The sequence below is a fragment of the Peribacillus deserti genome (genome assembly GCF_002863585.1).
Lineage (GTDB): Bacteria > Bacillota > Bacilli > Bacillales > DSM-1321 > Paraperibacillus > Paraperibacillus deserti_A.
Genome location: NZ_PGUY01000073.1, coordinates 1 through 25,262 on the forward strand (window position 1 = coordinate 1; position 25,262 = coordinate 25,262).

At 40.0% G+C, this 25,262-nt stretch carries 23 protein-coding genes and 1 pseudogene; 6 read left to right on the forward strand and 18 right to left on the reverse strand.

Translation table 11 applies throughout. The features are described from left to right. Nucleotides 1-191 precede the first annotated feature (191 nt). Entirely contained in the window at nt 192-572 is a 381-nt protein-coding gene (locus tag CUU66_RS21315) for a hypothetical protein (protein WP_101645408.1), read from the reverse strand. Nucleotides 573-910: 338 nt separating this feature from the next. On the opposite strand from CUU66_RS21315, the gene CUU66_RS21320 reads away from it, so the two are divergent. Both CUU66_RS21320 and CUU66_RS21325 read left to right on the forward strand, forming a co-directional pair. Further along, on the forward strand, nt 911-2,194 hold the full coding sequence (locus CUU66_RS21320; RefSeq protein WP_101645409.1) for a sensor histidine kinase: 1,284 nt from the start codon (nt 911-913) through the stop codon (nt 2,192-2,194). A gap of 326 nt (nt 2,195-2,520) precedes the next feature. Continuing rightward, entirely contained in the window at nt 2,521-3,138 is a 618-nt protein-coding gene (locus CUU66_RS21325) for an FMN-binding negative transcriptional regulator (protein WP_101645410.1), read from the forward strand. A 227-nt stretch (nt 3,139-3,365) separates the two neighbouring features. On the opposite strand, the gene CUU66_RS21330 is transcribed toward CUU66_RS21325, so the two are convergent. The 4 genes from CUU66_RS21330 to CUU66_RS21345 all read right to left on the reverse strand — a co-directional run bounded on the left by CUU66_RS21330 (nt 3,366) and on the right by CUU66_RS21345 (nt 8,430). Next, nucleotides 3,366-4,226, reverse strand: coding sequence for a LysM peptidoglycan-binding domain-containing protein (locus CUU66_RS21330; RefSeq protein WP_101645411.1), 861 nt, complete (start codon nt 4,224-4,226; stop codon nt 3,366-3,368). Nucleotides 4,227-4,854: 628 nt separating this feature from the next. Continuing rightward, entirely contained in the window at nt 4,855-6,138 is a 1,284-nt protein-coding gene (larA, locus tag CUU66_RS21335) for a nickel-dependent lactate racemase (protein WP_101645412.1), read from the reverse strand. A 128-nt stretch (nt 6,139-6,266) separates the two neighbouring features. Beyond that, on the reverse strand, nt 6,267-7,238 hold the full coding sequence (locus CUU66_RS21340; RefSeq protein ID WP_101645413.1) for a 2-keto-3-deoxygluconate permease: 972 nt from the start codon (nt 7,236-7,238) through the stop codon (nt 6,267-6,269). Nucleotides 7,239-7,263: 25 nt separating this feature from the next. Further along, complete coding sequence (locus tag CUU66_RS21345; RefSeq protein ID WP_101645414.1) at nt 7,264-8,430, reverse strand: glycerate kinase; 1,167 nt, start codon at nt 8,428-8,430, stop codon at nt 7,264-7,266. Between the two features lie 147 nt (nt 8,431-8,577). Between CUU66_RS21345 and CUU66_RS21350 the strand changes: the two genes are divergently transcribed. Further along, nucleotides 8,578-9,678 (forward strand): CdaR family transcriptional regulator, encoded by a 1,101-nt coding sequence (locus CUU66_RS21350; RefSeq protein ID WP_101645415.1) that lies wholly within the window; start codon nt 8,578-8,580, stop codon nt 9,676-9,678. 93 nt (nt 9,679-9,771) lie between these two features. Here the strand turns inward: CUU66_RS21350 and CUU66_RS21355 are convergent, their stop codons facing one another. The 8 genes and pseudogenes from CUU66_RS21355 to CUU66_RS21400 all read right to left on the reverse strand — a co-directional run bounded on the left by CUU66_RS21355 (nt 9,772) and on the right by CUU66_RS21400 (nt 18,240). Continuing rightward, nucleotides 9,772-10,443, reverse strand: coding sequence for a LysE family transporter (locus CUU66_RS21355; protein WP_101645416.1), 672 nt, complete (start codon nt 10,441-10,443; stop codon nt 9,772-9,774). 146 nt (nt 10,444-10,589) lie between these two features. Continuing rightward, a complete protein-coding gene (larE, locus tag CUU66_RS21360; RefSeq protein WP_101645417.1) occupies nt 10,590-11,402 on the reverse strand; it encodes an ATP-dependent sacrificial sulfur transferase LarE in 813 nt (270 codons plus the stop codon). A 249-nt stretch (nt 11,403-11,651) separates the two neighbouring features. Continuing rightward, nucleotides 11,652-12,122 (reverse strand): nickel insertion protein, encoded by a 471-nt coding sequence (larC, locus tag CUU66_RS21365; RefSeq protein ID WP_101645418.1) that lies wholly within the window; start codon nt 12,120-12,122, stop codon nt 11,652-11,654. A gap of 330 nt (nt 12,123-12,452) precedes the next feature. Further along, on the reverse strand, nt 12,453-13,457 hold the full coding sequence (locus tag CUU66_RS21375; RefSeq protein WP_101645420.1) for a LarC family nickel insertion protein: 1,005 nt from the start codon (nt 13,455-13,457) through the stop codon (nt 12,453-12,455). Then, complete coding sequence (larB, locus tag CUU66_RS21380) at nt 13,454-14,212, reverse strand: nickel pincer cofactor biosynthesis protein LarB (RefSeq protein WP_101645449.1); 759 nt, start codon at nt 14,210-14,212, stop codon at nt 13,454-13,456. Before larB ends, CUU66_RS21375 begins: the two co-directional genes overlap by 4 nt. 308 nt (nt 14,213-14,520) lie before the next feature. Next, nucleotides 14,521-15,846: a M14 family zinc carboxypeptidase gene (locus CUU66_RS21385; RefSeq protein WP_101645421.1), complete on the reverse strand. Its 1,326-nt coding sequence runs from the start codon at nt 15,844-15,846 to the stop codon at nt 14,521-14,523. 689 nt (nt 15,847-16,535) lie between these two features. Then, nucleotides 16,536-17,372: pseudogene (locus CUU66_RS25115) on the reverse strand (ATP-dependent DNA ligase). Between the two features lie 118 nt (nt 17,373-17,490). Next, nucleotides 17,491-18,240 carry a TerC family protein gene (locus CUU66_RS21400; protein ID WP_101645424.1) on the reverse strand — a complete coding sequence of 250 codons (750 nt, stop codon included), beginning with the start codon at nt 18,238-18,240 and terminating at the stop codon, nt 17,491-17,493. Nucleotides 18,241-19,320: 1,080 nt separating this feature from the next. Between CUU66_RS21400 and CUU66_RS21405 the strand changes: the two genes are divergently transcribed. After that, nucleotides 19,321-19,659, forward strand: coding sequence for a YmaF family protein (locus tag CUU66_RS21405; protein ID WP_101645425.1), 339 nt, complete (start codon nt 19,321-19,323; stop codon nt 19,657-19,659). Between the two features lie 164 nt (nt 19,660-19,823). On the opposite strand, the gene CUU66_RS21410 is transcribed toward CUU66_RS21405, so the two are convergent. Together CUU66_RS21410 and CUU66_RS21415 are read right to left on the reverse strand one after the other, a co-directional pair. Next, nucleotides 19,824-20,585 carry a TerC family protein gene (locus tag CUU66_RS21410; protein WP_101645426.1) on the reverse strand — a complete coding sequence of 254 codons (762 nt, stop codon included), beginning with the start codon at nt 20,583-20,585 and terminating at the stop codon, nt 19,824-19,826. 57 nt (nt 20,586-20,642) lie between these two features. Beyond that, nucleotides 20,643-21,080: a MarR family winged helix-turn-helix transcriptional regulator gene (locus tag CUU66_RS21415; protein ID WP_101645427.1), complete on the reverse strand. Its 438-nt coding sequence runs from the start codon at nt 21,078-21,080 to the stop codon at nt 20,643-20,645. Nucleotides 21,081-21,493: 413 nt separating this feature from the next. Between CUU66_RS21415 and CUU66_RS21420 the strand changes: the two genes are divergently transcribed. Beyond that, nucleotides 21,494-21,673, forward strand: a complete 180-nt coding sequence (locus CUU66_RS21420) for an aspartyl-phosphate phosphatase Spo0E family protein (RefSeq protein ID WP_101645428.1) — start codon at nt 21,494-21,496, stop codon at nt 21,671-21,673. A 68-nt stretch (nt 21,674-21,741) separates the two neighbouring features. Here CUU66_RS21420 and CUU66_RS21425 read toward each other — a convergent pair whose 3' ends face one another. Further along, nucleotides 21,742-22,521: a Cof-type HAD-IIB family hydrolase gene (locus tag CUU66_RS21425; RefSeq protein WP_101645450.1), complete on the reverse strand. Its 780-nt coding sequence runs from the start codon at nt 22,519-22,521 to the stop codon at nt 21,742-21,744. A 405-nt stretch (nt 22,522-22,926) separates the two neighbouring features. Here CUU66_RS21425 and CUU66_RS21430 point away from each other — a divergent pair, with 405 nt between their 5' ends. After that, nucleotides 22,927-23,757, forward strand: a complete 831-nt coding sequence (locus tag CUU66_RS21430; RefSeq protein WP_101645429.1) for an STAS domain-containing protein — start codon at nt 22,927-22,929, stop codon at nt 23,755-23,757. A 138-nt stretch (nt 23,758-23,895) separates the two neighbouring features. Here the strand turns inward: CUU66_RS21430 and CUU66_RS21435 are convergent, their stop codons facing one another. Continuing rightward, complete coding sequence (locus CUU66_RS21435) at nt 23,896-24,294, reverse strand: anti-sigma regulatory factor (RefSeq protein ID WP_101645430.1); 399 nt, start codon at nt 24,292-24,294, stop codon at nt 23,896-23,898. A 196-nt stretch (nt 24,295-24,490) separates the two neighbouring features. Further along, the gene (locus CUU66_RS21440) at nt 24,491-25,189 is read right to left on the reverse strand and encodes a DUF2294 domain-containing protein (protein WP_257968097.1); all 699 of its coding nucleotides are present in this window, start codon (nt 25,187-25,189) and stop codon (nt 24,491-24,493) included. Nucleotides 25,190-25,262 lie beyond the last annotated feature (73 nt).

A 25,262-nucleotide genomic window follows, 5' to 3' on the forward strand; every position in this document is an offset into this window, starting at 1 on the left:
GCTTTTGGATGGATCTTTTCTTGAAAAGCACCGTCCTCCGCTTTTCGATCAGGTGAGACCCCACAGGCGAAGCCGAGGAGGCTCAGCGCCCGCCCCGCGGAAAGCGAGCATCCTCACGTTCCAATCACCCCCCATGTTCAATAACAACAAAGTTTGCGAAAACAGCCTTCTTATAAAACAGATCTATTGTATCAGTGATGCCTTCTGATGATTGGGCAGAGCCTTTCTCGTCCGCTAGTGATTAACCTTAGTGCTTCCCTGAGTCTGATTCTGAACAGAACTGCCTCATCGGTATCATCCTCTACATCAAAGGCAGCAAATGCCTGTCCATCCACAATGAAAATACAAATAAGCTCTGCTTCTGTATCATTGGATCGAGGGATAGCTCTACTAATCTGACAACGTGGAATGCCTGCTCTACTCAATGTCCAAGCCTCAGCTTCTGATAATTCTCTAAACACAAATCCCTCGATTTCTACGCTGCCTGCTTCTACCTCAATTTCTACTAAGAGAAAAAATCTTCCCCTTATCCTAACCCTACAAGTTGCACCAATAGAAACGATTTCTTCCATTATAATGACCCCCACCTTTTTTGTATGAGTAAATGCAGGCGTAAAAAAAGGTGTGAACAAACTTTCTAATGTACAGCCTTTTTTAGATAGAAGCTGCCCGAAGCAAGGGTTTAACATTCTTAACTTACGAGAATAGATCATTATTGTGAGCAAATTTGATAGAAAATGTGCAAAAAATCATGCACATGGCAAGTTTATCTCGCGGATCCCATTCTCCAACTCGGATTCTATGTACCATTTATCTAGGAATCTTTCTAAATTTTTTTGAAAGCCTGATTGTCGAAATGTCTGCAAAGTAATACACTATATATAATTTATAGTTTTGGACGGTGGTTATCGTGGCTCTCGTAAAAGATTTATGTTTCAATCTTTCACTCCTCATTCTTTTGATGTTTATCTTTAATCTTTGGGCTGAACGTTACAATAAAGAGCCTGTGCCGCGTGTCCTCAGTATGATCGGACTTTTACTAGCCCTTTTAGTATGCCTTTCCTTCTCCACTCCCCGCTATGGAGTAATGATAGATTTACGGCTGATTCCTATTATAATCGGCGGGCTTTACTTTGGATTTGGCCTATTATTGACTTTTGCATCTATTCTAATAAGAGTACTGCTTTATGGTACTGACAATAGTTTTTGGACCGTATTATCCATCTATGTCTCTTTAGGAATTTTTTTGAAGTATGCTCATCCTTGGTTCCTAAGACAATCTTCTAAAAAACGTCTTTCCATCTCGCTAATTATTGCTGCTTTTACCGGATTCATAATCTTTACCGGCTTATTGTTTACAGGTCACTCCATAAGTGAACTTAAGGTGGTACTGGTTACCCTCTCTATTCAATGTATTGGGATATGTATGATTTCTTTTTTATTGGAAGAAATGAAACAAAATGTGTTCTTCCGCGAGCAGATGGTGCAGGCACAAAAAATCGAATTAGCCAGTCATATGAGTGCAGCTATTTCTCATGAAGTCCGTAATCCTCTGACTGCAGTGCAGGGTTTTTTACAGCTTGCAGCAGAAGATCCAAACCTCCAGAAAACAACAAAGGGATATATTGATATTGCTTTAACTGAATTAAACGAGGCTGAGCATGTTATTAAAAATTATTTAACGTTTGCCCAGCCCTCTATGAGCACTGTGGAAACATTCAACGCAGGTACAGAACTTCAGTCGATTATAAAAACGCTGCAGCCACTGGCTAACATGAATTCAGTCGAGGTTGTAACTGTTAATCATGATGCATGTTTTTTGCTGGGAGATAAAATCCGTTTTCGGCAGTGTTTCCTTAACATTTTGAAAAATTGTATTGAAGCGATGCCAAATGGGGGCATTCTCACCCTTTACACAGAGGTTAAGAATAAGGAAGTCCATATCAGTGTAACTGATACAGGAATTGGTATGTCAGCTGACCAGGTGAAGCGATTAGGAGAGCCATATTACTCCACTAAAGGTAAGAAAGGAACCGGTCTCGGCCTTATGGTCTCTTTTAGTATTATCCGTGAGTTAAAAGGCACCGTAAAAATTACTAGTGAGATCGGTAAAGGCGCAGAGTTTTTAGTCACCTTCCCTGCGTATTTGCAAGGCCACAACACTAATGATCCCAATCAGAGTCTACCGGTTTAAACAGAACATTATTAGAGAAATGGCTACTAATAAATTTTTAAACCGTCCACCTTCTGGAATATCCATCTTCAAAAAAGCATATATAAGATATGTTAAAGCAGTGGATGATGTCATGACTGACGCGGTTAAGGCGGAATTATTCGAATCAACGGCGGAATTGGTAACGTAACTGTTTTTTATATGTTATTATTGCTGGATTTTATTAGTAGTTATTAATTGTTTTCAATAGACTTTTTTAGCTGCTGCGGCAGTTGAACCGAAGAAGAGTCGGAAGAGTCGATCATCAATCGGTAAAATATCATGTAATTGAAGGAAGGAGAACAGCTGTGTATATTCCCAAATATTATAAAGTAACAGATATTAATGAAATAACGGAATTCGTTCAAACAAATTCCTTTGGAACGATTGTAACCACAGTACAAGGCAAGCCAATCGCTGCACATGTACCTCTTTTGTTTAATCAGCAAGGAGAAGATTATTACATAACCGGACACTTGGCATATGGGAACCCTCTATGGAAGACATTAGAAACCAGTGAGAATGTATTGGTTATTTACCAGGGACCACATGCATACATTTCATCATCTTGGTATGAACATGAAAATGTACCCACATGGAATTATCAGTCTGTACATATTTATGGGACAGCCAGCTTGTTGAATGAACAAGAACTAAAACAAGACCTTACCTTGCTGCTGCAAAAATACGAAAATCATCGTGAAAATCCTGTATTATGGGAAAAGCTGTCTCCTAAGCTTCTGGAAAAAGAACTAAAAGGCATTGTTGGATTTAAGATTAAAGTACAAGAGATCCAAGCAGCCTATAAATTAAGCCAAAATCGAAATGAAACCGATTACCTTAACATCGTGGATCGCTTAGAAAAGGAAGGACATTACGATTCCAGTCAAATGGCAGAAGTGATGAAAAAGAATATGGAAAAATAATCAACTTTTATTGTGTCTGTTGCAATATAAACAGCGGAAATTCATACTGCAAAGAAAACTTTCGTTCGAATAGTCTGTGCCTGGGTGTTTTATATGGAAGTCTTACAATTAACTCGGGATGATAATGGACATGAAACCTGCACTTCCCCCCTTTCCCTTTCATGGAAGGACGTAAAAAATCCCTGCCGTATACCTATAACGCAGGGATTTTTTACGAGTTTTTCATTCTACTTCTTTATCTTTAATACCTGTCCAACATAAATTCTGTCGCTTTTCATATTGTTGAGTTTCTTAAGGTCTGAAACAGAAACATTTACGGTCTTGCTGATGCGGTATAAGGTATCGCCCTTTTTAACGGTATAGGTCGAAGATTTTACCGTACTGCTTGCTGCTGCAGGTACCTTTAATTTTTGTCCTATTTTAAGAGATTCACTCTTTAAGTTATTAAGCTTCTTAAGAGCCGCAACCGTTGTCTTATACTTAATGGCAATCCGGTAGAGATTGTCTCCCTTTTTTACCGTATAAACGGCAGTCTTAACCGTTTCACTCTGTTCCGCATCTAATAGATACAGCATGTCATTACTGAACGTAATTTTATGTTTGGTCTTATAGGCAGCTGCTGCTTTCTTGAAGAGGGCATCCTGTGAATCCACATATTTAGTCATGCTCTTATACTCTTTATCATAAGCAGCTTTGGACAGTTCTCCATTCAAATAATGAATCGTATATAATTCAAAATTAAACATTTCTACTAAACTGTTATAAATATATTCATCAAGCTGCTGGATCTCTGGATTGTACTTGACGAACTTCGCATCTTCATCAAGGGCAGAACTGAAATATGTCATGTATTTATCATGAATGTTGATTGCCTGTTCTTCAGTCTTTGCCGCATCCAATTGTTTAGTGTAGGCTTCTACAGTCCGGAATATTTTTGCATAGTGGGAAGCAAATGTGTTTAACTCTGTCTGGTATTTTGAAACCTGAACAGCAGCAGAAGCGGTTATTGAAGCTGGTAAGGCTGCCGCTCCTGAAAATAGTAAAGTGGTTGCAAGAACCGAAGCAGTAAGTCCTTTTTTAATCGTCATGACTGTATGGATTCCCCTTAATTGTGTATTTTTAAAAAGTCTGGAATGTTATTCCTCCTTCAGAATATCACATGTAGGAAACGCTATCATACTGGTAAAATATTCTTCTCTTTTCGGATAAAAATCTATTTATCTGCCGAAAAAATCAGTCTGGAAACAGTGCTTCTCTACTAGATGACGTACTTTTGGTTTGATTTCTGTGGGTTTTAAAGACTGGTGACAAGCTTATGATTAGGTTTAGGAGGTATATGCTTATGTTTCCATGGTTTATGCTTAGGTTTGGGGGCTTTATGATTAGATTTCAATGATTTATGCTTATCTGCTCTCCGGCTATGCTTATCTTATGCCATTTATGCTTACAGAAAGGGAGTTATGCTTATTGTCAGCTGCTTATGCTTATGCTGGTGATAAAAGGAAGCGGAAACAGTAAGAGGGTTTGGGTATCCTTGGACTTCTGAATTGGTGAAAGCTTCTGTAGATTGAATGATTCAGGTAAAACGCTGCGGCGTTATGGAATTTTAAACCCCTTCCACACTTTTTTTGCAGATGACATCCCTATTCCCGGAAACAAAGAACGGTCCTTGCGCTTCGTATCCAAAACGAAGCACAAGAACCGTTTCCACGCTTCCTACTTGCCTGCCACTGGCACTTTTTCATCGACATAAGGAATGGTCAGTGGTCCTAATGGTAATACGGCGATTGACATGTCTTCCCCGTATTTTTGTTTCAATTCCACTAATGTTTGTTCAATATTGTGGGTAGGTTTCAGCATGGCACTTTCAACTTGTTCATCTTTTAGTGTGGAATATACATACACATCAGCCCAGACTTGGGTTACTGCTTGTTTCTGAACCTGCCACTGATCGAACATTTTAAAATTGGGATCATTAATTAAATCCAACAGTGCCTGCGGGCTATCCGCGAATTCAAATATTTTCGAGTAGTTCCCATGATTCGGCAGGCCATCTGAGCATTCAGATGCAATAATAATGGTACCGCCCTCTTTTACGATTTTATGTGCTGCACTCATTCCTTTCACAGTTTGATACAGGTTTTGGTCAAGCGGGTAACCGGAATTAGAAGTGATCACCACATCAAATCGATCTTCACATTTGATCATGGCGTGTTCTTTCACAAATTCACATCCTCTGTCGTGGGCTTCAAATAGTTCACCAGCAAATACAGATGTGATTTCCTTTTCCTTATTTAAGGTAACATTCAGCATGAAATTCGCTTTACACATGCTATTAATTTCACGTGTCATGTCTTGTACAGGGTTGTCCTGCATATTTCCCCACGTAGAACGTGCATCACCAATCATTCTTGCATTATGGAAGGTCATGATGGTTTCTAAGCCTGCGATTCCCGGCATAATTCCTTTTGGACCGCCAGAAAATCCTGCAAAGAAATGCGGTTCAATAAAACCAGTTACAATTTTAAAATCAGCTTCCACATATTCTTTATTTAAATAGACATCACAGCCAAATTTACTTCTTCCGATATTCACGAGTGTCTCTTTATTTTGGCATTGGTTGTTAATGATTCTTACATTATCAACGACCCATTCGCCAAGCATTTGCACGAATTCTTCCCTTGTTTGGTCTCGATGGGTGCCCGTTCCGTTAATAATGACAAAATTTTCAATCGGAACATGATTCAGCTCTTCGATTAGTACAGGAACCAATTTATGATTAGGTGTTGGTCTCGTGATATCACTAATAGCAATGGCTACTTTATCTGTTGCTTTTACCATTTCTCTTAAAGGAGGAGTACCGATTGGATTTCTCAATGCCTGTTTCAGCTCTTCCAAATCCTCGTCTAATCCTGGCAAATCCTTTGGCTCCACAATAAAAGCGTGATCAGGCACTTCCACTTCAAGTCCATTTTTTCCGTATAATAGTTGTGTTTTCATTTCAATCACTCACTTTCATTCATTTAGTATGTAATGTTTCATAGCTGCCGGTATAAACGTATTATACAATTTTTCTATCCATTAAAGAGGAACAATCCCTCGGGAGTAACCCCAAGGGATTTCGGGAATTATAACGTTGCCTCCTGCTGCTTCAGGAGTGGTTTCTCTTTTTTCTGCAGTCTGTTAGCATACCAGGATACTACGATTGGACATAAAATGGCTGTTACAATAACACTTGTTGCAACCATTATGGTTGCATTTCCTGCAACTGCCGCATAAGCCGGATTTGCAGCTGCAACAGCAGCCGGAACCCCAGCAGCGTTGCCAGCAGTAGTTGCTGCAGATAATCCTGCAATGCCATTTCCACCTGTCAATCGGTCTACAAGGAATAATGCTGCGCCAGAAACGACCACCACAAAAACTCCTAAAAGGATACCTGTTAAACCTGAAGCGGCAACCTTTGTGAAATCTAGTCCACATCCTAAACCAAAAGCAAAGAAAGGAATAAGTACTGGAGGCGCTTTCGCCAAAAAGTCACGGAGATCTTTATCTAAGTTACCTAAAATCATTCCTAAAACTAAAGGAAGAATGGCTCCAACCATTGCCTGCCAAGGGAAACCAGCAAGACCAGCTGCCCCTAATGTAACCATTGTAAGAAAGGGACCAGATTCAAGAGACATGATAGAGTATGCGCCAGCATCCTCAGGCTTCCCAAATTGACCCATTAAAGCCATGTACATACCGCCATTCGTATCGTTCATGGCCGCAACAATGGCCAGCACAGACAATCCCCCAAGAATCATGTCATTCCCAATAAACTGTGTAGCAATAATGCCGACAATTGCCGCTATTCCAACTTTTGTTATTAATAATGCTCCACCCTTTTTTAAGATATAAGGAGTAGCTCTGAAGCTTAATGTTGAACCCATGCAGAAAAAGAAAACAGCTAAAATTGGCATCGCACCTGTCCAAAGTGCGCCAGTGAACGATCCAAAGAATGTTGGCGTTTCAGGAAATAACGTATTAAGTGTCGCACCGATGAGAAGTGGAAATAACATCATTGAACCAGGAATTTTATCCATTGTAGCTTTTATTTTCATATCGTTTTTTCTCCTCTTTATAATTCTAGCAATTTGATAAACTTAGAAGTTGTCCTTTTTTTGGTTGATAAAAAAAGGAACGAACAACTTGCTCGGCTGCCTTTTCCAGCAATTCACCCGCATTTTCAATGGCTTCTTCTAAATCCATGGGCTTGTTTATAATACTGGTAACGCTTACAACCCCATGCTGATAAAGCGCTTCGATACCTTCTCCTACTGATCCAGCAAGAATCACTGTTGGAACATTCTTAACTTGTGCCTGCTGTGCAATTCCCATAGGAGTCTTTCCTGATGCTGTTTGAAAATCTACTTGTCCTTCTCCTGTAATAACAAGATCTGCTTCCTCTAGAGCTGTTTGAAAGCCAGTATATTCGATAATCACATCGATTCCCCGTCTCATAACAGACGGGAAAAAAGCTTGAAATGCTCCGCCAATTCCACCTGCTGCTCCTGCTCCCGGACGGTCATGAAGGTGTACACCCGTTACCTTCTCCACTTCATCCGCCCAATGAGTGAGGCATGCATCCAGTCTCTTGACCATTTCGTTAGTCGCTCCCTTTTGGGGACCAAACACAAAGGATGCGCCGCTTGGACCAATTAGTGGATTTTCTACATCAGAAGCAATCAGAAACTGACATTTGTTTATTCTATCGTCAAGCTTGCTTAAATCGACGGAACAAATATGGGCAAGCTCGGCACCACCTAGGGAAATTTCAGCACCATTATCGTCTAATAACGATAATCCTAGTGCCTGAAGCATACCTGCACCACCATCATTTGTAGCTGACCCGCCAAGCGCCAGAATAAATGTAGTAAATCCATCATCCAAAGCTTCTTTGATTAGTTCCCCTGTACCAAAGGTAGTGGCTTTTAAGGGATCTAATTTTTCCCGGGGAATGAGCGGTATCCCAGAAGCCTTCGCCATTTCAATAACGCATGTTTTGCCATCACCTAATATTCCATATTCAGCTTTCACCTTTTCTCCAAGAGGTCCAGTGACAGAGACGGGAATTTTTTGTCCATTAGTAGCTGCTACTAAAGTATCTAATGTACCTTCTCCTCCATCTGCAGCTGGGATGCAAATAGTATCGGCTTCAGGAAATGCCCTTTTTGCCCCTCTTTCAATCGCCTTTGCGGCATCAGGTGCACTTAAACTCCCCTTAAACGAATCAGGGGCTATGACTATCTTCATTTAATCCCTCCTCGCAGAAAACGTTTACATTATTGATGATTTTCATTATACTATGCTCAATAATAGAAAACATCGTACGTACCATATAAAAATATCGGCGAATTATTCAGAATTTTCGTATGGTACGACCAATTTTGGAGGAAAAGGATGTTATCCAGAGAAATTGCACAAACCATTGTATTGGAAACTACACAGCGCCTAAATCGAAATATTAATATCATGGATGAAAAAGGCATTATTATTGCCTCTGGTGATCCGTTAAGAATAGATGACATTCATGAGGGAGCACTTGAGGTTCTTAAAACCGGTGAAACACTTATTATTCGGTTTGATGAAGAAGGGATTTGGCGAGGTTCTCATCCCGGTATCAACCTGCCAATCGAATTTCAACATAAAATTGTGGGAGTTATTGGCATTACGGGAAATCCAGAAGACTTAATGGAGTTTGGCGGCATCGTTAAAATGATTACGGAGCTGATGATTAGGGAGAAATTTATCACTTCTCAGCTGGAATGGAAACAGCTCACAAAAGTTATGATTATTGAAGAATTGTTGAAAAGTTCTCCTGACTACACCAATATTGATCGTATGCTTCACCTAATAGGCAAGAATCTTTTGGCTCCATTCACGACCGCTTTGATCCAAATGACTGATCGCACGATCACAAATCAACAATTAACCAGCAAAATAGAAGAGATCATAGGGGAGAAACATGCTCTTGCAGGCTTTATCAATATTAACCGAATATTTATCGCCTTTTCTGGTTTAACTCAGCAAGAGACAGACAGAAAACTGCGAAACGTATATGATGAATTGAAAAAGCTGAAGGTAAAGTTTCAACTTGCATTCAGCATTCCATTCACATCAACGAGTATGTTCAACCAATCCTACATGGAGTGTGATCTTGCCCTTCAAATCAGTAAGAAGGATGAGGATTTCGTCTCATTCGCCGAGGTAGAACCAAAGGCATTAATTTATAATATAGATCGTGGATGGCTGGAGAGATTCACCAATAGGATGATGAACAAAACGTTGATTAAATATGCGGACACGTTGGAAGCCTTTTTTCATAACAATCTAAATATTCAGCAGACCGCTGATGAATTATACCTCCACCGTAACACACTCATCTACCGGTTAACCAAAATTGAAAATGATACAGGGTACGACCCCAGAAAATTTAAAGATGCAATAAGATTACAGCTCGCTCTTTGGTCCGTTAAGAGACTGCAAAGTGATATCCTCTAGTAAACCCCAATCATTTTTTGCTTGTAAGCTATAAGAATACTTTTCTAGCAATAAGAAAGGGAACTGTCCCATAAGGATCAGTTCCCTTTTCTATTATTGCAGCCACATGTTAAATAATCCTTCTGAAACCCCTAAGTTATACATATAGTAGATACCAAATACTAAACTAATCACTCCAGTAATTTGTGTAAGTGTATGATTCAGCTTGAATTTTTTGCTGCTGAAAACAAACGGGATGCCTAGGATGGTTGTAAAGAAAAGCATTCCAAGCACGGTTCCACAGCCAAAAATCAAGATATAAATGACTGATTCTAATACACTGTCAACGGTACTCATGGTTAATAGCACCATGGCACCGCTTCCAGCGAGTCCATGTACAAGGCCGATTACCATTGATTTTAAATAGGATACAGAATACCCGGAATTCATTGATTCCTTATTGTGGGCATGATGAGGATTGTGCTTCTTTTTTAATGAACGTATCGTTGATATTCCAAGAACAACCAGCATAATCCCTACCAGGAATTCAAGTGACATTGACCACTTCTCCGGTATTTCACCTTTCATTAACAGCAAGATGATTCCAACGATAAATAATGTTGCTGTATGACCGATTCCCCAAAACACTCCTGCAAGCGAAGAGCGGATCAGCTTTTTACTTTGACTGGCTATTGTAGAGACAGCTATCACATGATCTGGTTCGATTGCATGCTTGATTCCTAATACAAATCCTAATGCCAAAACGGATAAAAAGCTTATACTCATCACGGTACCTCCAAATATCTCCAACTAGGAGGAAATTCATTCTCCCATTCCTGGAGACCTTCAAATATTGAATTTATAAGAAATGTAGATACATCATCCATATTCACGCCTGTCACAACAGTCTTCCTTGCTCCGGCGTCCGCCTCTTATATTTTAGTTAAGGCTGTTAACGCTTTATTCATACTTCCGCTTACATACCCTTGCAGATCCAGAGTGACATATTTATATCCAAATCGTTGAAGGTTTTCTAAAATAGAATGATGGTTTGACAGTACGAGTTCCATATCTTTGGGTTCTACTTCAATGCGCGCAATATCATGATGTGTCCGGACCCGCACTTGTCTGATTCCTAATGCTTTAATATATGCCTCAGACTTCTCAACCTTTGTTAATTTTTCTTGGGTTATTTTTTCCCCATAGGCAATACGAGAAGATAAACAGGCAAAAGATGGCTTTTCCCAAGTAGGCAAGTTGAATTGTTTCGAGAGTTCACGAATTTCTTCTTTAAATAGATTAGCCTCTTGAAGCGGACCGCGAACACCATGTTCTTTTGCAGCACGAACTCCAGGGCGGTGTTCACTCATATCATCAGCGATTAGGCCATATACCACATTGTTGAAACCCTCTTGATGCATAATGGGAACTATCTCTTCGAATAGCCCATTTTTACAGAAATAACATCGATTTCGATCATTTTCGGTATATCCTGGTATACTCAATTCTGAGGTTTCAATGATAAGGTGCGTTGCACCAATCAGTTCAGCCAGTTCCTTGGCTTCTTCTAACTCACTGGACGGATAGGTTTCCGAATCTGCTGTAACAGCCAGGACATTTTCCTTCCCCAGAACATCCACCGCAACTTTTAATAGAAAAGTACTATCCACACCGCCAGAAAAAGCAACAACTACATTTTCCATCTCTGTTAAGATTTCTTTTAATCGTTCATACTTTTCTTTCATCTTGCATTCCACCTATTCCTATGTTTTATCCTTCTCGCATGGATGATTCAGGGAAAAACGCGCACTATTTTTATTCATTTTTTGATTAAATCTATTAGAAACCTATGTATTGTATTATGGAAAAATATAAATCAAAGCAGATTTCTACTAATATAAGAAGTTATTGAAATTATGTGTTCTACTATTGATTCACTATAGTCATGACACCAAATTTACAATTAAGATATTAATCTATCAAAAATTTCATTCTTACTCCTGATTAGCGATCACCCAAACCTGCTCATAAACTCTTTTTAACGGTATTTGATTTGCTTCCGCAATTTTTTTACACTCTTCATACTCTGGAGCTCTTTGTACTAGTTCACCCTCAAAGTATCCTTCCTTAACTGTCACGGCTCCCCACATGGTTTCGACACTTCTGAACTTTCTTTCTAGCCTATGAACGGTTAATGGATAATAGCGGATGCCTAAGGTTGTTGTTTCTTTAAATAAGATTTCTTTCATTCCAGCAAGTCTTTGTTTGGAGGTAAGAAGCTGAAGCATAACCCCTGGCCGGTTTTTTTTCATAAAAATAGGTATATAGAATACATCATTCGCACCTGCTTTAAACAGCATGTCCATGACATAACCAAGCCATTCACCCGGCGCATCATCGATATTAACTTCAATCTTGATCATTTCATCGTCAATATGTTCATGGTTATGAGGATGAGAAACCATTTTTATTCTCCTCCTATATATAAAAAAGGGTACTAAAGATACTAAAATGTTTTATTAAATAAAGTCTTCTCCAAAATGAATCGTCTATTATTTTGGCTCTTTTCTAAAAGATTGTTGATTTTTTAAAGTTTTTTACGGCACCCTATTGTTCAGTCAGGTCGATTGGAGCGTAAGGTGCGAGACTCCTGCGGGAGCAGCGGGACAGGTGAGACCCCGCAGGCAAAGCCGAGGAGGCTCACCGCCCGCCCCGCGGAAAGCGAGCATCCTGGAGAGGAAATCAACCTCTTGTTCAATAGCAACAAAGTTTGTGAAAACAGCCATTATTTCACCTTATTCCCCAATGACAATACGAAGTACATTGGGCTGGTCTTTAAAGGTTTTCGTTCCGGCACCATACCCTATTGAATGCACTTTCATTGACGGCATTGTACAGTATTCTTCTGCAAGTACTGCAACAATTGCTGCTCCTGTAGGTGTTGTAAGTTCAAACCTAATATTACTTTGTTCAATCGGTATACCTTTTAATACTTCTAATGTGGCTGGTGCTGGAACTGGATAAATGCCATGATCGATATGTATTTTTCCTGATCCTACTACAACTGGTGCAGATTTCACTTGTTTTATTTCCAGCTGATGAATAAGAATAGCAGCACCTACAATATCAATAATTGAGTCAACTGCTCCCACTTCATGAAAATGAACATCCTCCAATGGTACACCGTGAATATGTCCTTCCGCTTCCCCAATCTTCTTGAAGATTTTCAAGGAAATAGCTTTAACTTCATCTGCCAATTCGGATGATTCGATCATATTTACGATCGTACTGTATGAGCGATGACTATGTTCATGATGGTGATGATGATCATGTGCGTGATGGTGTTCATGCGCATGATGGTGCTCATGATCGTGATGAAGTTCATGTGTATGGTTGTGTTCATGATCGTCATGATGATCATGAGTATGTTCAGGGCCAGCATGATGATCATGAGCATGGTGATGTTCAGGGCCGTCATGGTGATCATGAGTATGGTGATGTTCATGGCCGTGATTGTGTGTATGCTCATGATTATGATGGTGATCGTGTTCATGATGCTCATGTTCGTGGTGAAGTTTATGTGCATGTTGGTGTTCGGTTTGTTCAAGAATTACATCAAACTTAGTACTTGTAATGCCATTCTTTACGATTTTCTTCCAGTTTAGTTGATACTCATCTTCAAAATGAAGCTTCTTCAACTCATTTTCTAACACAGAGGGATCTGCGCCTGCATCTATTAGTGCACCAATAAACATATCGCCGCTTACCCCGGAAAAACAGTCAATGTAAAGCGTTTTCACTTCATGCCCACTCCTTTTTTTGCTATATTGTCAATCAGTACAGCATTATATGCAGCACCAAATCCATTATCGATGTTGACCACACTAATACCTGATGCACACGAATTCAACATGGTTAACAATGCTGACAAACCATGAAAGTTTGCACCATATCCGACGCTTGTAGGCACGGCTAAAACTGGATGTGATACAAGCCCTCCAACTACACTTGGAAGAGCCCCTTCCATTCCTGCTATTACTACGGAGACAGTCGCCCTTTGAATTTGTTCTATATGATCAAATAAACGGTGAATGCCTGCAACTCCTACGTCGTAAAATCGGCGAACCTCACTTCCTAGAGCCTCTGCAGTAACTGCCGCTTCTTCTGCAATTCGCAGATCGGATGTGCCGGCACAAATAATGGCAATATATCCTTTATAATCTTCCTTAGCATTCGTGTGGTTCTTCCAGTAAAGAATTTGTGCAATTTCATTATAAATAAATTCATGATGCTCCCGAAGGATATAATCAGCTTTCTCTTTAGATATTCTTGTAACTAATACATCATGTTCTTTTGATCTGATTGCATTTATGATGGAGAGAATCTGTTCTTTTGTTTTCCCCTCCCCATAAATAACCTCTGGGAACCCTTGACGATTTTTTCGGTGATGGTCCACATTTGCAAAACCTAAACTCTCATAGGTTGCTAGTTTCTCTTTTGCCTCTGAAACACTTAAATTTCCGTTTTGTACTTCCAGCAATACATCTTCTAACATCATCGATTTCACACACCTTAAAAGCTTCTTGGCTTACTATTTACTTAAATGTTTTAAAATTCTAACATGTTAACCCTTCCAATTATAAAATAATATAATATAAATGCAAGGCTCGTATTCTGTTTATCAATTTTGAAACATTATGTTATAAAAAGTCTGCCTTTTCTATTTAAAGCTTAGGTTTGGCAGTTTTATACTTATTGTTAGCTGCTTATACGGATGATAGAAGAAAACTATGGAAGAAAGACTAGTAAAAGTCATAGTAAAAAGCCCTTTATGCAAGTGCATAAAGGACCTGGTTACTCCTATTAAAACCCATTATCCGCTTCCCTTGTAGTAGGATCGCTGATTGAGTTGGAAGCTTCCGGAATGTCGTCATAGATTTTCGTATCAATGTTATGAATGGTTCCATCCGCCAGTGCCTTGAATACATCGTAAAGAGGTGCTTTTACGGTTTCCTTCAGCATCCCGCTCTGCTTTTGCCCAAGTGTCTGGCTTTGTCCTTTGATTTCTATCAGCATGATGGCTGCGTCATTCAATGCGAATGCACCAAGAGCGGTTCCCGGCAGGTTCACATCTGGATACTTCTGGATAGCGCCAAAATGTGAGAACCCTCGCTGCAGTGATAGGTAAGATAGAGCGTTTACCTGTTTCCCAAGTTTCAGGGCATCTGCGTCTACTTCATATGTTTTCCCGCTGAAAGGATCCTTGTAGGATTGAGTGGCTACGACAGCTGCCAGCTGGACAGGTACTGAGCGGTTATCTTTATCTGATACCGTATTAAAGCCGCGGTGGTGGACATCTACATATACATCTGGCTTGAATTCTTTGAATACACTTGAAACGGCCCTTGATTCTGCCGTGACGAAAAGGCCGCCATTTTTGCTGTTGTTGGCTGCTTTATTGTTTAAGAAAGCGGCTACTTCTGTCTTGTCCTGGTCTTCAACCCGGAAATCGAGATTTGGGTTATAGTCACGGTTTTGGTCATAGCCCGGAATACCATACACTACCCGGCCGTTATTGTTCTGGGCACGCTCACTTCCATCTGCATTGTAATACCACGGGAAAGCCGTTCCTGTCGGAAGGCCGATTGCTGCTGGATCCCAGGTTTGATGCGTATAACGGGTCGGATACCATTTATCTTCGAACTGATTGTCTGCTCCTTCCGGATTAATCCGCGGCATAATCCAGATTGAAACCTTATCCAATATTTCTTCGACTTCTCTTCCGCCTGAAGAAAGCTTCTGGATCATATCGATGGCTGCCTCAGTGCCGATTTGCTCATTGCCATGAATCTGAGTGGTTATGAGCACTCTCTTTTTATCTGGGTCGGCACTGCCAAACTTCGCTACATAAAGAGGGCTCCCTTTTTCGGTTTCTGTAGCATACCCATGAGGAGCCAGATTTGAATAGCCTGCGATATCCAGTTTCATTTTACCTTTTGACGACTCTTCCAGCTTCTGAAGAGTTTTAAATAGATCTTCATTGCTCATATAGCTGGCCAGTGAGATGTTTTGCTCATTTTCTATGTACGGGCCGTTCGGATTGGACTGGGGGTCTGCAAATGCGGTCGTTGATGTAACAGCCGATAATGCAATGACTGTAGGAATCATGATCTTTGAAAACTTCTTCATTTCGTATCCTCCTTGGTTTTTAGGTTTCGGATCGGGTGAAAGGTGCTAACCTGAATAGTTTGAAAATTTAAACATCTAAGTTAAATTTCACATGAAACAAATAAGGAGTAAAATTGGGCTTACAGCCTAAATAAATACATTTAGAATGGGATAAAAAACCTATTTTCCCTGCTGTAGTGGCAGATGGTATATTTAATTCCTACTTTTTATTAGGCTCTTTTCTAAAAGATTGTTGTTTTTTAATAGTTCGGTGAACCATCCTATTGTTAAACAGGTTGATTGGAACGTAAGGTGCGAGACTCCTGCGGGATCAGCGGGTATGTCCAGCTCCGGACTGACACCTTCGGTCATAAGGCAATCGCCATTAAAAGGCAAAATCGGCCTTTTACTGCCGCTAGTCTTATGCCGGTCAGGTGTCTGCTTTTCTTTTAGCGTCTTGCCTCTAATAAAAGAAATCATTCAGCTTTTGGACGGATCTTTTCTTGAAAGCACCGTCCTCCGCTTTTCGATCAGGTGAGACCCCACAGGCGAAGCCGAGGTGGCTCAGCGCCCGCCCCGCGGATAGCAAGCATCCTGTAGTGGAAATCAAGCCCCTTGTTCAATAACAACAAAGTTTGCGAAAACAGCCTTTTATTATTACAAAACAATAAAAAAACGCCGAAAAATATCGGCGTTTCCCATATATATGTTTATAGCATGAACTCTACAAAACTTGCATGCCGCATCATTCCGGCGCGTGTATAGTCCTGGAACTTAACTTTACATTGAATGACCGGCTTGAGATAGATCCATTGCTGGTCCTCACCCGCTGCCATTTGTTCAGCAATTTTCCGGAATGCTGATCGTTCAGCAGGCGGAACAAATTCGCAGATGCCGGCATGTTTTCCATCCTTCATGAGGGACCAGGCAAATTTGTCTTTCCGGATCCCGGTGATGAACACTGTATCAAACTTATAGTTCTTCACCTTCAGCCAGTCCTGGCTTCGGGTGTTGGTTCTGTAGACACTGCCTTTCCGTTTCGACACGATTCCTTCGAGTTCCATTTCTTTCACTGCCTGAAAAAGTGCCTCTCCATCCTCGAATGATTTCGCTTTTGAAATGACAGAAGAATCTGCAACAGCCTGATCAAGCAGAGCTAACCTCTCCTCCAATGGCTTCTATGTTACATCTTGGCCATCCACATAGATCATATCAAAAGCGGAAAATTGAGCTGGCAGTTCTTCAGTCAGCTGGTTTACAGAACTCTGACCCGCTTGGAACCTTCGCATCACAGACTCCCAGCAGGGCCTGCCCTCCCTCATGACTACCATTTCCCCATCAAGAACCATTTCAGGGGGTAAAGAAATCTGTAACTCCGGGAACTGCAGGGTACATTCATTCTGATGCCTTGTATGGAGTTTTATGCCTTCAGCTGTTGAGGTAAGAATACAGCGGAATCCGTCCAGCTTTACTTGATGTATATAATCCCCACTGGGCGGGGTATTCGATTTATGCAATAGCATGGGTTTTATAGGGGTATGAATCATAATATCACCAACTCAATTCTACCAGCATAAACAGAGCGGAAATAGAGGGAATGAGTGGGAACAAAAAAACTGCACCACTTAGTCCTGCGTGCTGACAATGTGGTGCAGCAACTGAATTTTATTCGGCTTTACTGCTTTCCTCTGCATGTTCCTTCGATAAAAACCATCCACCGATAGCGATGAGAAGCATAACTCCCCAGAAAATGGAGTTCCAGATCGGACCTTCGACGAAATCATGAGAAATGATATGTAGAGATGGATGCGCCAGGGTATGCATTAATAATTTTACCCCGACCCAGCCGACGATCAGCATGGCGGCCTTTTCTATACTTGGACGTTCTGTTAATATCCTGACAAAAAATCCTGCTGCAAAACGAATGACAATTAATCCGGCAATGGCGCCTAATAGAATCACAATAAATTTGGCGCCATCCATACCGCCAATCTCAACCATCGGCGTATCCGGCAATGCCAAAACCAGGGCTACTGCTGCTAAGATTGAATCCACAGCGAATGCAATGTCTGCTAAGGCAATCTGCATAACAGTCATACGATAACTTTTGTCTTTTTTATTTTTCTCTCCATGATCTCTTTTAAGTAAATGCCTTAAAGAGATGAAAATTAAATAAGCGGCACCAATCGCCTGAATCTGCCATACATGAAAAAGGTAAGAAATGGCGAAAATGGCACCTATCCTGAAAATGAAGGCTAGTAACAACCCAATATTAATAGCCTTTTTTTGCTGATCGGCCGGCAGATGCTTGGACATGATCGCCAGCACCAATGCATTATCAGCAGATAATAAACCTTCTAGAACAATCAAAATAAGTAACACCCAGCCGTATTCTAATAGTAAAGATACCTCCATATTGACCCCCTTTATGATGATGCTCCCTGAGCAATAGTAAAATATTACATGACCGGCTAATTTTTGTATACCTTCACATGAACAATTCCGAGCCGGTTCATTCATTTCTCCTGATGATCTCTCGCTGGAGATTTCTCCTTCTTGTTCCTTTCAGGCTTCTACATGTATGGTTCATGGTTTGTATAGTATATGGACCTTTCTTAATAACTATCGATAGATTCTTTAATTCCCGGGATACCCTTGATGGATCGAAGGGAATGTAATTCGTGACAATCAATGCTATGTGTTATACAGAGCTTTTGATGCCAGTAATAAAGAAATCATATTAGACTTGACTCAAGAACAAGATCCATAACCAGTCCATCTACATAAACCAAATATTAATTATAAACCCTAATCTGAATTGACTAAACGCATTTGATAACTTGTACACAAATTGTTCATTTTCTTTTTTGGAAAAGCTCTGTTAAACATGGCTGTTGATTGCAGCTAGCAGGCACTCGATTTCCGCGGGGCGTTCCGGGAGGAGTCTCGCATATCCGTTCCAATCAACATCGTGCAAAATTCAACAATGACCTTTAACATAGCCTTTGGAAAAAAGGATGTAAAACTGATGAACTCCATCCACTCCGTACATTTGGTTTAGATAGACTGCCCGCTCCTGCTCTATCTTGTCAGGAACTGGTTCAATTCCAATTCCTTCGCTTACCTTGGTTCACGCTTTGTCTCCTCCTTGTATTCCGTAAACCTGCCGGGGTCGCCCACTTTCTTCTATGCCAATGAACTTTCTACATATAGAGAAATTACCCGCAAACTCACAAATAAGGATCTGTTGATTTATATCTCCTTATGAATGAAACATGCCTTACCTTTAATACACTGAGAGTAGGAAATGTAACAAATCAAAGGGGGTAACCTATGCACAGATAGACCAAATACCCGGTCACATACCAGCTGATCCGTTTAATATGTTACTACCCGCCTGGTTCTTTTGGAGCAAAACCTGAGCCGCTTACGGAACAGCTGTTTACCTGAGCATTCATTAACCTGAGAATAAATTCATAATAAGGAGTGATTCGAGTGAAACGGGTCGGAAAAGACGAGTTTGTTCCTGGTTTTGTACCACACCATAATCATGGCTCTGTCGATTATACATCTGTAGATGCAGGTCATGTCCATCAATGCCTGGATGTGACTCATCCAGCCATCCAGACCCAGGATGGTACGCATGTTCATTATACTGAAGGTTATGTGGTGTTTGAGGATGGACACACCCATCATTATAAGGCGTACTCAGGTCCCGCTATACCCGTTGGGAATGGAATGCATGTTCATTATTATGATTTTTATACGACTGAAGCCAATGGACACCGGCACAGGGTCAAAGGCGTTGATCAGCCAGCTCCTGGTTCCAAATAAGATAAATAGTAAAAGGGGCTGGACCACTACTCCAATCCCTATTACTGATTCACATTTTTATGCCCCCGATCAGCCTAAAAGCCTACATACCGAACTGCTGTTAAAAACGCAAAAAAATAGTGCCGGCCTCTGCACCACAATGCAAAAACCAGACACTGCAATCATCAATGTGAAAACTTCTCAGCCCTGTTCTTTCGGATTGCATGGATGATGAAAGTAATGACAAACGCCAGTATCATGATCCCGATGAATATCTCATTTGGTATATGGATGCCAATGAGGGTAAGACCCATTTTGACAGCGATGAATGTGATCAGTGCGTAGGCTGTCGTTTCAAGCTCGGGCACTCGATTCATCAAGCTGATAAAGAAGGTTGCGACTCCACGCATCAATAATATCCCGATCATGCCGCCCAATAGGAGCACCCACACTTCCTCAGATACGGCAAGGGCTGTAAGGATACTGTCTACCGAAAAAGCTAAATCCATTAATTCGACAGATATAACGGTAGCCCAGAAAAAGCCGAAAGTGGACACGAGCCAGCCCTTTGGCTTATGTGTTTCTTCCTCTTCTCCGCCATCTGTGCTTTTGAACTTGTCCATAAAAAATTTGACCGCAAGCCATAATAGATACAGCGCACCGATTAGTTTAATGAACCAAAGCTTGATGAGGAAGGTTCCCAGTCCGATAAAGATAAACCGGAATACATAAGCTCCCCATAATCCATAAATTAAGGCTTTCTTTTGCTGTTCCTTCGGCAGCGGCTTCACGAAAGCAGACAGCACCAGCGCATTGTCCGCGGAAAGAATACATTCCAGTACAGCCAGGGAAAGGATTAACCCCCATGCTTTTGATGAAGTAAGCACCTCTGCCCACATATGCCCGTCAAACATTGAAGCGTATGTTGCTAAAATATCCTGCCACATTCTCTGTTAACTCCTTTTCTGTGTATGACTAGATGTCCTCGGTAAGATTCCTAAGAACTATTTCATTTTCTCCAATAATTCATTCAGTTTTTCAAGGCCCGCTATCATGTCCTTCAGTGCCGTTTCAGATTCCTCTTTTATAGAAGAAGAAATCTTCTCAAGCAGCGCCTTATTGATTTCTGTAACGGCAGCCATCCCTTGATCTGAAAGCATGACCTTCACAACTCGTTCATCCTCTGGATTCCTTGCGCGTTCCAAAAAGCCCTCCTTCTCAAGCTTCTTGCACATGGTGGATATATTCGTCCCCGCCATATTGAGCCTGGAAGCAAGCGTGCCAATCGTATGTGAACCCTGCTCCCGGATTTCCACCAAAATTCGTACCTGGAGGCTCGTTAATCCATACCGATCGGAAAGAGAGGCAATGATCGTATTCGTATTTTCACTGATCTTCCTCGTATAATTCCATAGAGTATTTTTGAAGTCCATTACGACCATAAGGATCCCCCTGCTTAAATATGATCTATAATATATATAGCCTATATGTATTATAGATCATATTCCTTTATTTATCCAATTCTCTGCCTGCATGACTCTTCCTTTCACGTAGTTTTAACTAAACGGACTGAGTCAACTCTTTTTCGTTGACGTGAACGTTACATTGTAACACGTTTTATTTTTAGGAGGAGATGATTGCTGAAATATGTTTATACAAAATCAGGTAGAAATTTGGATGACAGTTCATTGCTTATTAAACCAAAGACTTATTTTAGCTGTTTCTATTCCCTAAAAATACGACTTTAATGTATTTCTTTTTAACCGATATAAGGAATGAAAATGAAAATATACAGGACTGTATTAATTGGAGAGATACTGCTGCTTGGTAACAATTTGAAAAGGGAGATTTTTATATGAATTACCAATGTGTTTGCAGCACTGCCGCTGAAATACATGAGAGAATGGATCAACTTCGGGTTGAGCTCATTCATACCGGCATAAAAGAGGGACTCCTGAGTTCTAATACAATCAGAATCAGTCAGCAGCTTGATGCTTGTCTAAATAAATATGAAGTGGTCAAAAAAAGCTGTTAATGAATACAAAAAAACCACGCTTTAGTTCTGCGTGGTTTTTACTATTTTACGGGATAAAAAATATTTGGTTACAGCAGGCCAACCATTTGAAGACCATGATAGATCCCGTCATCTTCAACAGATTTTGTCACGTATCTAGCGGCTTCTTTTACCTTTTTTTCTGCATTCCCCATGGCCACACTATTCTTTACAGTTAAGAGCATTTCCATATCATTCAATCCATCTCCAAAGGCAAATAGGTTTTCTTCAGGAATCCCAAGTTTTTCAGCTATCTTTTCAATACCTTTTGCTTTTGATCCTCCTCTGGGCAGAACATCCACTGAAACGGGGTGCCATCTGATAAAGTCAAAGTCTTTAAAATCCCGTTCGTATTGATTCTCGGCCCCTACTGGACAAAATAGAAGTGACTGATACAGGTCCCGCCCTTTGTAATAAAGTGCATCATGAGTAGGGAAACGTCCTATTTTCAATGTATCAATGCTTTCCTTTATGTATTCATGCTCTGGTACGTTAGCTCTCATATCCTCGTGGTCCATGAAAACAACCGGATGGTTATTAAGCAGTGCTGCCTCTGTCAATTTCTCAAGTGATGATATGTTCAGCGGATTGGTATATAATACTTCTCCATTCAAAACGACGTATTGGCCGTTATAGCTGATAAACGTGTTAATATCTAATTCTCTCCGCAAATCCTCAAACATAAATGGGGCTCGCCCTGTTGCTATTGCTATTATATGTCCCTCTTCTTTTAGTTTAAATATTGCCTTCTTTGTTGAAAGAGGCAATTCTTTCTCATGGTTCAGCAATGTTCCGTCAATATCAAAAAATATTACACTTTGGTTTGTCACGATTATTCCTACTTTCATAGATGTATTAAAATGTTTCAATGAAGTTCCGCATAGGGTTCCTCTTTCATTTAATTTTCCTATTATATCATGATGGAGTAGATTTGAACGGAAATTGTGTTTTCTGCCTTTACCCCCTTTAAAATAGCGGAACAAAACTACGATTTAATATGTCCCAATAAAGTTTCCTCGTCTCGTCTTTTACTGCTGACTATTGCTGATCTCTACTGATTATTTCCCCTCATCCCTTAGTGTTTTTAGTATCATACAATACCTTTTTATCCTTCATCCCCTTGATCCTATCTCTTAAATTTTCCATGATTCGACCTTTTTCAGTCATTTCGTTCGAGGCTTTTTCTTGCTATGATATTTCTAAGAGTATAAACTAGAAAATCCAGGAGGTGCATCATGAAGACTGTTATTAATCCTAATTTAAAAACAATTTCTCAAAAAATAGAGTCTCAGACAGCAGAACTGGCACAGCAAAGATATCATGCTGATTCAGCCATTTATAGCGGAAACGTCGATATTTCATTACGGAATTGGCGGGAGAATATCATTCGTATTTTTGCTCAATCCATCTGTGATGATATAGATTTAACCTATCAACATTTAAAGAACTGGGGAACCGATAGTGTCAACCTATTGGTCAATTTAGATTTACCGCTGGATTTAGCCATCGAGGAGGTTCGTTTTTACAGAGACACAATTGGTGAAATCATTAAAGACGAGGCTATAAAATATGAGTTTTCCCTTGAAGAATTTTATAAAATCATATCACAGTTTGACTCCGTTTTGGATCGGGCCGTTCATTGGCTCAGTATGTCTTATTCCGGAACTTTCTCTACAAGATTGCTTGCGGCAGAGGCAACTGCTTTGGAGCTTTCCATTCCAGTAATCCAGATTTCGGATGAAGTTGGGGTCCTTCCTCTTGTCGGAGATATTGATACCAAGAGGTCCCAGGAATTGATGGATAAAGCCATGCGGGGTGCATCCGATCTACAGTTAAGTTATATTATTATTGATTTATCAGGGGTGCCAATCATAGATACGATGGTTGCAAATCATATTTTCCAGGTAATGGACGCACTTAAATTGGTAGGAGTCGTTCCCATAATGACGGGTATAAGACCAGAAATTTCACAAACGATGGTCCACCTGGGAATAAAACTTGAAGGTGTATCAACCTTCGCAAGTCTGCATAAAGCCATTAAAATGATTGAAAAGAGAAATGCCTGAGCATCCTAGTTAGGATGTTTTTTCTATCTACAAAGTATAAGCGCTCTAAAGTAAAAGGGAATACCAAAAAAATCGGTATCCCCAAATCTTTTATAGACCCATACATGGAGTGTGTGTATTAAATTGTACGGCGCAGCATTATTGCCATTTAGTAACGGTTATAGATGTCCCTGTCCCCACAGCTGACTCTATAAAAAATTCATCCATTAATTTATTTACCCCAGACAAACCCACTCCGAGACCTCCAGAGGTAGTATATCCTGGTTCTAATGCCTTGTTAATATTCTCGATTCCCGGACCGTTATCCGTGGCGGTAATTTTTATTCCTACTTTGGGATTCTTACCGAGGATCTCAAAGACAAAGGAGCCTGAACCTGCATAATAATACATATTTCTCCCTAATTCAGAAATGGCTGTAATGACTTTGGCTTGATTAACAGAAGTAAAATGGAGGGACTTGGATAATTCTCTGCCCATCTTTCGGGCTAATACAAGGTCACCTTCATTTTGAATATCAATAAATAAAATTTTTTTCATATTCTATTTCAACCGTAAAATAATAAGATTTTCTTATTAACAGAAACCGTTTATTTACTTGATATATTTTCATGAAATCCTCCAAAAAAATAATTTTGACTTTGTAATTTAAAAACTTCAATAAAAAAGCCAAAAAGAAGAATAGGGTCTTCTTTTTGGCCTACGTCCAATCCTATCGCCTGGAACATTCGTGCCGTTATTTGCGGGGCTGTAGTATAAAAACAGTCTCACTTTTGTCTAGTTCGAAATTCCACGTAACAAATGTATTTTCAAGCTTAGCATTTAAATAAGATTCAAATTGTTTTTTGTGATTTTGTAATAATCGCTTTTCAAGGTTTCTTTTTGCTAAGGTAAGGGTTTCTTGAAATTCTAAAAATATTAGTTCTTTTTCAATGCTAATAAGTATTTCATCTCGAACTATGACTAAAGTCCTCGGGTTTAATAAATAAGAATAAACTTCTCCGGGTTTCTTTTCCGCTTCCTCACTCACCAGTATCATTTCTTTATGCACTTCTTTTTGGTTGGGATACGTACTGCCGAGAACATTGACACCTTCTTTAGAACTTATACCGATAAACATTCCCGACTGAGTTTCCAAATTCCAGTCATAATAGAATTCTTCAATTTCAATCCCGGTGTTCGCCATAATAAATGTCTTGATATCGTTAATTAACGTTTCCATTAACATGTCTCTGATTTTTTGCACGTAACTGCTTTGATCTTTGTTTAATAATTTATTCTCTACAGGAGTAAGAAAATCTTTTAAATATATTGTAATATAGGGATTTGAAATGGTAGCATATACTGCCCCCGGCCCTTTGCCAAAATGTTCACGAAGCAATCGGCCCACAAAACTTCCTAATTCCTTTTCCTTCTTCTGTTTCTCCATTAACATGAACGTCATCCTTTAAGAACCTAGCAATGTATCTACGTTCCCTATTTGCACTTCATTAACTAGAATATGATAT